This is a genomic window from Kocuria sp. ZOR0020, assembly GCF_000800955.1.
Classification (GTDB): Bacteria; Actinomycetota; Actinomycetes; order Actinomycetales; family Micrococcaceae; genus Kocuria; species Kocuria subflava.
Genome location: NZ_JROX01000242.1, coordinates 1 through 7,508, shown reverse-complemented (window position 1 = coordinate 7,508; position 7,508 = coordinate 1). Strand labels below are relative to the sequence as shown.

The window sequence follows — 7,508 nt, the reverse complement described above, 5'->3', positions numbered from 1 at the left end:
GTGCCAGGAGGCTGTCCACCTGGGTCAGATCAGGTTCCGGACGAGTGTCCGTGGGGTCCTCCCGCAGCACATCCAAGACGGTGCGCAGTTCAGCCGAAGCAGTGGAGGCGGTCTGCTGCACCAGACGAGCCGTGGAACGCACGGTCTCCGGGTCAAGGTCATCCCGGTAGTCCAGGGCACCCGCGTAGGTGCTGATCAGGGCAAGGCGGTGGGAGAGGGTGTCGTGCATTTCCCGGGCAATACGGGTCCGCTCCTCCGCACGGGTCTTCTCTGCCCGGGCTTGCTCGGCGCGGATCACGGCCTGCGCTTCCCGGTGGGCGGTGGCTGCCTCCGATCGCAACGCCCGGATCTGCCGGCGTCTGCTCCACCGCAGAAGGCCGATCACCATGGGCAGTGCCGTCATAGCCATGGACAGCGCCCCCACCATCAGCGCCTGCCAGATGTCCGTCTGCACCGGGAACACAAAAAAGCTGGTCATCACGGAGATCAACGCAACCGGTGGAATCCAGTAGAGCCATTTGCGGATCCCGCGTGAGCTGATGGAGATCACCGCAATGAACCAGGCCAGGGACGCCGCGGAGGAAAAGGCCACCATCAGCCCGATCACCAGCGCCACCACCAGGGCGGAGGTAGGCTCCTTCAGCTGCGGTGTCCCGGGATCGTGCCCGGCCTCCAACACCTGGGACTCCGGGGCCCGGCGCAACGCAAACGGCAACAGGGCCACCGCCACCAGGCCCACACCCACGTCAACGATGGTCATCACCAGCAGCTGGCTGTCCGTGAACGGGAAGTCCGCCATGTCTGCGGAACCGCTTTGCAGCGCCAGACTGGCCACACCGTAGACCAGCAGGGCGCCCAAGGGACCCAGTACAAAGGCCAACGCGGTCAGAGCGGTCACCAACCATCGCCTGCCGGTGCCACCGGCAGGCATGCCGGCCGCGGGTATTCCCACGGACGCTACGTGGGCAACGTCAGGGCCCGGGTGGGCATCCTCTGGGAGCGGGTCCACCTGAGGATCCGGGGTCACCGCGGGCTCTTGCCACGGTGCAGGCTTCACAGCTGCTGATTTCATGCGTTCAGATTAAGCGTGCACTGTAACCAGTGGCGTCCTCCCCAAGCAGGATGCCGGGGCGCCGTAAGCATGATTCATGCCAGTGGTGGGCACCGATGAATGGCCGACCGTTCTGCCAGTCGGGGCGGCGGCATTCCACACAGCGTCAGCTGCGTTCCTCAAGGCCAGCGGGGTTCCTAAGGGGGCCTAGCCTCGCGCGACCCTGAGGGCGGAGCGAATCATGGGAATCTGCAGGGGCAGACGGGCCCAGGCCACGGCTTGTTTGCGCATCGGCTTGTGGGACCAGTCTTTGATCATCTTGAAATGGCTCGGCCACAACGCCACAAACAGTCCGGCAGCCGCCACACCGCCCACCTTCCTGGTGGCTGGTGCGGTCAACAACCCCGCGACCGCCAGCTCCACAAACCCGGAACCCACACTCCACGCCCGGGCCGGTCCGGGCATGACGGATGGAATCAAGGAATCGTAGATCTGCGGGCGCACCAGGTGAATCATGCCCGTGACCGTCAGCGCCCCCGCCATGCGTCGAGCCGTACGTTGGGTGGCAACCTCAGAGGATTTATCAGTCATCTGATCAATTCTGTCATCCCGGGTAGGGCAACCTGGTGCCGGTTGCGGCCTCGGCAAACTGCCATAACGCATCCGCCACCTCCGGGGTGGAGGCCCACGCTGATCTCCCCACCAACGACGGCGGCCCCTTCAGTTCGCCACGCCCGCTGGGTCCCACGTAACTGCACTCGGGCAGATCCGCCGTGGCCGCCACCAGGATGCTCTGCGCACCATCGGAGGCGGACTGACCACCAAAGTTGGAGGCGAAACCCACCAGCCCGTTGATCACCTTCCAGGGCGTCTGGTTCTGCATGTTGGTGTGCGCCCAACCGGGGTGGGCCAGCTGAACGGCGGGGCGAGCGGCGTCGTCGTGAATAGCTGCACAGAGGCGCCGGGACAAACCCAGGCCCCACAGCATTCCCGCCAGTTTGGACTGGCCGTAACCGTTCTGGAAGGAGAACTTGCGGTTCCGGAAGTGGGGGTCCGTGAAGTCCATGTGAGTCCACCGGTGGGCACCGGAGCCCACAATCACCACACGCTCCGTGACCTGGTGAAGGATCAGGTTGGTGAAGGCAAAGGGGCCCAGGGTGTTGGTCCCGAGCATCAGTTCAAAACCGTCTGCGGTCTCCCGGCGTGCACCGGAAACCGTTCCGGCGTTGTTGACCAGCACGTCCACGGGCTCATCCAGCGCCTCAGCTGCAGCCCTCACCGAGGACAAATCAGCAAGGTCCACCTGCAGGAAACGGGCATTGCTCAAGGCTGCTGCTGCGTCGCGACCCCGTTCGGTATGGCGAGCGGCAACGATCACCCGGGCCCCGGCGGCAGCGGCAGCCGTTGCCACCTCCCTGCCCAGACCATTGGTGGCGCCCGTGACCAACCACGTCCGTCCCACTTGATCCGGCAAGGTCAACGGAGGCAGCACGGTACGCACGGTCATTGATTATGGCCGATCCGGCACTGATTCAGCGACCCCAGACAGCACGCAGGACCGCCAGTGAATCCTCGGCCATCTCAGCGGTGGAACCCACCGGGGCAACAATCAACTCATCGGCCTGCGAGCGCTTGGCAAAGTCCTCCAGGTATGACTTCACCTGCTGGCCATCACCCACAGCCGTGTACTTGAGCATGTGCAGAATCTGCTGCCCCGCAGCCGAGTGCATGACCAAGTCCAGTTCTTGCTCCGTCAGCTCACGACCGCGGCCGGCCATGAGCTTGACCCGGTTGCGGCGGTACCACTCGTTCTCGGCCACGGAGACGTTGGGGTCATCGTGGGCCACCACGTTGACGGCCGCCATCATGTAGGGCTCAGCCAGCTGATCTGACGGCTCGAACTCGGAGCGGTACACGGCCGCGGCCTGCTCCAAGGCGTCCGGGGCAAAGTGAGAGGCGAATGCGTAGGGCAGGCCGTAGGCCGCGGCCAGGCGAGCACCGAACAGGGAGGAGCCCAGGATGTAGAGCGGCACGTTGGTCCCGGCACCCGGAACCGCACGGATTCCCGGGATCACCGAGTTGTCCTGCAGGTATCCGCGCAGTTCCTTCACGTCCTGAGGGAACTCCTCGGCCGCACGCGGGTCACGCCGCATGGCACGCACGGCCACCTGATCCGTACCCGGGGCGCGCCCCAGCCCCAGGTCGATCCGGTTGGGGTGCAGCTCCGCCAAGGTGCCGAACTGCTCTGCAATGGTCAACGGAGAGTGGTTGGGCAGCATCACACCACCGGAGCCCAGTCGGATGGATTCCGTCTGGGCGGCAATGTGCGCAATCAACACCGCCGGTGCCGCTGAGGCAATGGCACCCATGTTGTGGTGCTCCGTGTACCAGACCCGCGTGTACCCGAGCCGCTCAGCCACCTGCGCCAACTGCACGGACTCCTGGAAGGCCTCTCCCACGGAATGACCTGGGCGGACAGTGGCAAAATCAAGAACGGACAGCGGAAGTGCCAAGACAGCAAACCTTTCACGGTGGCGTGACGGAGACGTACCCCGCCGGGTTTCTGCCGGGTACAGCCACTCACCAGCCCGCTAGATTCCCCACGACGACGACGCAGCCTGTGATCTTGCTGTCAGCGAATCCGGCTGGGGCAAGACGCCCTCTTGCCCAGGGGCGCGCCCCGGGCCGGTTTTCAGCTGTGGGAATGTCTGACCGCGTCTGGTGTGCTCAGTCCAGGGGACCGCCGTAAATCTGATCGATCAGGTCCTGGTTGTTGGTCAGAACATGGCGGCGGCGCAACTTCATGGAAGGCGTCAGGGTGCCATCTGTCTCGGAGAAGTCGTGATCCAGGATCCGGAACTCACGGATCTGCTCGGCGCGGGACACGGTGTCATTGGCCGAATTAATGGCTTCCTGAATGGCGGTCTTGACCTTCTCCTGCTCCATGGCCTGGGCCACGTTCATGCTGGAGTCCAGCTCGTGGGCCTCCAACCACCCGGGCAGCGCTTCCTCGTCCAAGGTGATCAAAGCGGCAATAAACGGACGCTTCTCCCCCACCGCAATGCACTGGGAAACCAGCGGGTGAGCCCGGACCTGGTCCTCCAAAACCACCGGGCTGACGTTCTTGCCGCCGGCAGTCACAATCAGCTCCTTGATGCGTCCGGTGATGCGCAGGTAGCCGTCCTCATCCAGGCTGCCCAGGTCCCCGGTGCGGAACCAACCGTCCTCGTCAAAAGTCTCCTGGGTCTTCTCCGGGTTCTGCCAGTACCCGTTCATCACGCAGATGCCTTTGGCAAGGACTTCACCGTCGTCGGAAATCTTGACCGAGTTGCCCGGCAGCGGGGTGCCCACGGAACCGATCTTGATCTTCTTGACGGTGTTCACGGTGATGGGTGCGGTGGTTTCGGTCAGTCCGTAGCCCTCCAGCACCAGCAGGCCGATGCCGTGGAAGAAATGCCCCAGACGCTCACCCAGTGGCCCACCACCGGAAACGGCGTACTCCACCCGGCCACCCATGGCGGAGCGCAGCTTTCCGTAAACCAGCTTGTCAAACAGCTTGTGCTGCAGCTTCAAGGCCAACGGGACCTTGCCCGCCTCATCAGCACGGGACCATTCGATGGCCACATTGGCTGCCCGGTTGAAGATCTTGCCCTTGCCCTCCCCCTCAGCCTTCTGCTGGGCGGAGTTGAACACCTTCTCGAACACCCGTGGGACCACCAGCAGGAACGTGGGCTGGAAGGACTTCAGGTCCCCCAGCAGATCCTTGATGTCCGCGGTGTGCGCCACCGTCACACCGGCACCCACGGCCATGACCTCGATGAACCGGGCGAACACGTGAGCCAACGGCAAGAACATGACCGTGCGGGCGCCCTCGTGGACTGGCTCCGGCATGGCTGCAGCAGCGTTGTCCGCCAACTCCACAAAGTTCCCGTGCGTCAGTTCGCAACCCTTGGGCCTGCCGGTGGTGCCGGAGGTGTAGATGATCGTGGCCAGGTCATCCAGGTTGGCCAACTGGCGGCGTCGTTCAATCTCCTCGTCCGCGACGTCCTTGCCACCCTCACGCAAGTGACCCATCCCGCCCTCGTCCAGGCACCAGACGCTGTGGACGGTGGAGAGGTCCTCGTTGTGAGCCGCGCGCTCCCATACCGCCTTGTGCTCCGGGGTTTCCACCACCAGGCCCACGGCCCCTGAATCAGAGAGGTTCCAGGCCAACTGAGTGGCAGCGGAGGACTCATAGACCGGGACCACCACACCACCGGCAAACCAGATGGCAAAGTCCAACAGGGACCACTCCAGGCGATTCTTGGACATCAACGCCACACGGTCACCAGGCTCAACACCTGCTGCCACCAGCCCCTTGGCCAAGGCGACCACATCTGCGGTGACCTCACTGGCCGGGATGTCCACCCACTGATCGGCACCCACCTTCTTGGCGAACAACGAGGGATCGCTGGACTTCCGCGCGTTGCGGACCATCAGATCCGTGATGTTGGTGCTGGATGGGGTCTCCACCAACAGGGGCAGGCTGATCTCACGCAAGGGGGCTCCTTGGAAACAGGGCACTGGCTGACAATTGTCCAACAACGGTAGGCCATTGTGAGGGCGGTCACAAAGCGCCTGGTGGATGCGTCACGCAATCGTGATCCGGGGCGGATGGGCGGGCCCGCTCGTCACCAATCACCGCATACTCAGGTGGGCAACTCGACTTGGTGAACCTGTGCATTCGCTGTTAATTTTTGGTCACCGTCCCAAACAGTGAGGTGCACCACAATGTCTTCGCCCAGTACCGACTCCTCGCCGCCCACGGCAGCCCATCAGGTGGCTGTCACGGATGGCAAGCAACAACCCGCCAACAACAACGGCAAACTCTGGCTCTTCCGCATCCTGGGTGTGGTGGCCTTTTTTATCGTCTGGTTCCTCCTGGGAACCACGGACCTTTCCGCAGACGCACGCATCGTGGGCGCCGTCGGATCCCTCATGGCCATCTGGTGGATGACCGAGGCCATGCCTCTGCCCGTCACCTCCCTGATGCCGATCGTCCTTTTCCCCATCCTCACGGAAATCACCCCCGCGGAGGCCACCACTCCATACGCCAACCCGATCGTCTTCCTGTTCCTGGGTGGCTTCCTGATCGCCATCGCCATGCAGAAGTGGAACCTCCACCGCCGCATCGCGCTGCTCACCCTACGTGCAGTCGGCACGCAGCCGCGCCAGATCATCCTGGGCCTGATGATCGCCACCGCGTTTCTCTCCATGTGGGTCTCCAACACGGCCACCACCCTGATGATGCTGCCCATCGGCCTCAGCGTGCTCACCCTGGTGGTGGAGAACAGCAAGAAGCACGGCAACGCGCAGGACGTGGACACGGATGCCATCACCACTGAGCTGACCGCCACGGAAACCTTGAGCGAGGTCATCGACGACCCCGAGGTCCGCAAGTTCGGTGTTGCCCTGGTGCTCTCCGTTGCATGGGCTGCCACCATCGGCGGCCTGGGCACCCTGCTGGGCAGCCCGCCCAACGCCATCGTGGCCGGTTACGTCAGCGAGGAACTGGGCCAGACCGTTGGCTTTGCCCAGTGGATGATGCTGGGTGTGCCGATCGTCGTCGTCTTCATCGGCATCTCCTGGCTGCTGATCACCATGGTTGTTTTCCGGTTCAACCTCAAGGAGATCCCGGGTGGCAAGCAGCTGATCCAGAAGGAAATTGACGACCTCGGCCGCATGTCCCAGGGCGAATGGGTGGTGCTGGCAGTGTTCGTCGTCGCCGCCTTCTTCTGGATCGCCCCCGGCATCCTCACCGGCATCCCGGCCATTGGCGAAAGTGAAGGCTGGGCCTTCCTGAATCGCTTCAACGACACCGTGACCGCCATTGCAGCCGGCGTCATCCTGTTCCTGATCCCCGGCGACAAGCGCGGCAACATGACCCTGAAGTGGAAGGATGCCGAGAACGGCCTGCCGTGGGGCGTGCTGCTGCTGTTCGGTGGCGGCCTGTCCCTGGCAGCTGCAGTTGCGGCAACCGGCCTGGACGCCTGGTTCGGCGATCAGGTGGGTGGCCTTGGAGCCCTCCCACTGATCCTGCTGCTGGCCGTTGTGGTGACCATCGTGCTGCTGCTCACGGAGATCACCTCCAACACGGCAACGGCGGCTGCCTTCATCCCGATCCTGGGTGGTGTGGCCATCGGTCTGGGTATTGATCCCATCACGCTGCTGATCCCGGCAGCTCTTGCCGCCACCTGTGCGTTCATGCTGCCGGTGGGCACCCCGCCCAACGCCATCGTGTTTGCCTCCGGGCACGTGAAGATCAGCGAGATGGTCAAGGGTGGTGTGGTGCTCAACGTGGTCGGCATCGTGCTGATCACCTTGTTCACCGTGCTCCTCGGCCCGTGGGCTTTCGACATGGTCTTCTGACCCCGTTACCTTTTCCGCGGCGCCTGGATCGTCCAGGATGAGCAGGTGC

At 63.8% G+C, this 7,508-nt stretch carries 6 protein-coding genes; 1 reads left to right on the top strand and 5 read right to left on the bottom strand.

Annotated features, from left to right (window positions below; translation table 11 throughout):
• From L979_RS12495 to L979_RS12475, 5 genes are all read right to left on the bottom strand, one after another.
• Positions 1-1,072 (bottom strand): sensor histidine kinase (locus tag L979_RS12495; protein ID WP_047692536.1); only part of this gene is annotated, 1,072 nt, incomplete at its 3' end.
• Between the two features lie 186 nt (positions 1,073-1,258).
• A complete protein-coding gene (locus L979_RS12490; protein WP_231559543.1) occupies positions 1,259-1,642 on the bottom strand; it encodes a hypothetical protein in 384 nt (127 codons plus the stop codon).
• Positions 1,643-1,655: 13 nt separating this feature from the next.
• A complete protein-coding gene (locus tag L979_RS12485; protein ID WP_047692534.1) occupies positions 1,656-2,558 on the bottom strand; it encodes an SDR family NAD(P)-dependent oxidoreductase in 903 nt (300 codons plus the stop codon).
• Between the two features lie 25 nt (positions 2,559-2,583).
• Positions 2,584-3,564 carry an LLM class flavin-dependent oxidoreductase gene (locus tag L979_RS12480; RefSeq protein WP_047692533.1) on the bottom strand — a complete coding sequence of 327 codons (981 nt, stop codon included), beginning with the start codon at positions 3,562-3,564 and terminating at the stop codon, positions 2,584-2,586.
• 214 nt (positions 3,565-3,778) lie between these two features.
• Positions 3,779-5,590 carry a long-chain fatty acid--CoA ligase gene (locus L979_RS12475; RefSeq protein ID WP_047692532.1) on the bottom strand — a complete coding sequence of 604 codons (1,812 nt, stop codon included), beginning with the start codon at positions 5,588-5,590 and terminating at the stop codon, positions 3,779-3,781.
• A gap of 231 nt (positions 5,591-5,821) precedes the next feature.
• Here L979_RS12475 and L979_RS12470 point away from each other — a divergent pair, with 231 nt between their 5' ends.
• The gene (locus L979_RS12470; protein ID WP_081994477.1) at positions 5,822-7,459 is read left to right on the top strand and encodes a DASS family sodium-coupled anion symporter; all 1,638 of its coding nucleotides are present in this window, start codon (positions 5,822-5,824) and stop codon (positions 7,457-7,459) included.
• Positions 7,460-7,508: the final 49 nt, after the last annotated feature.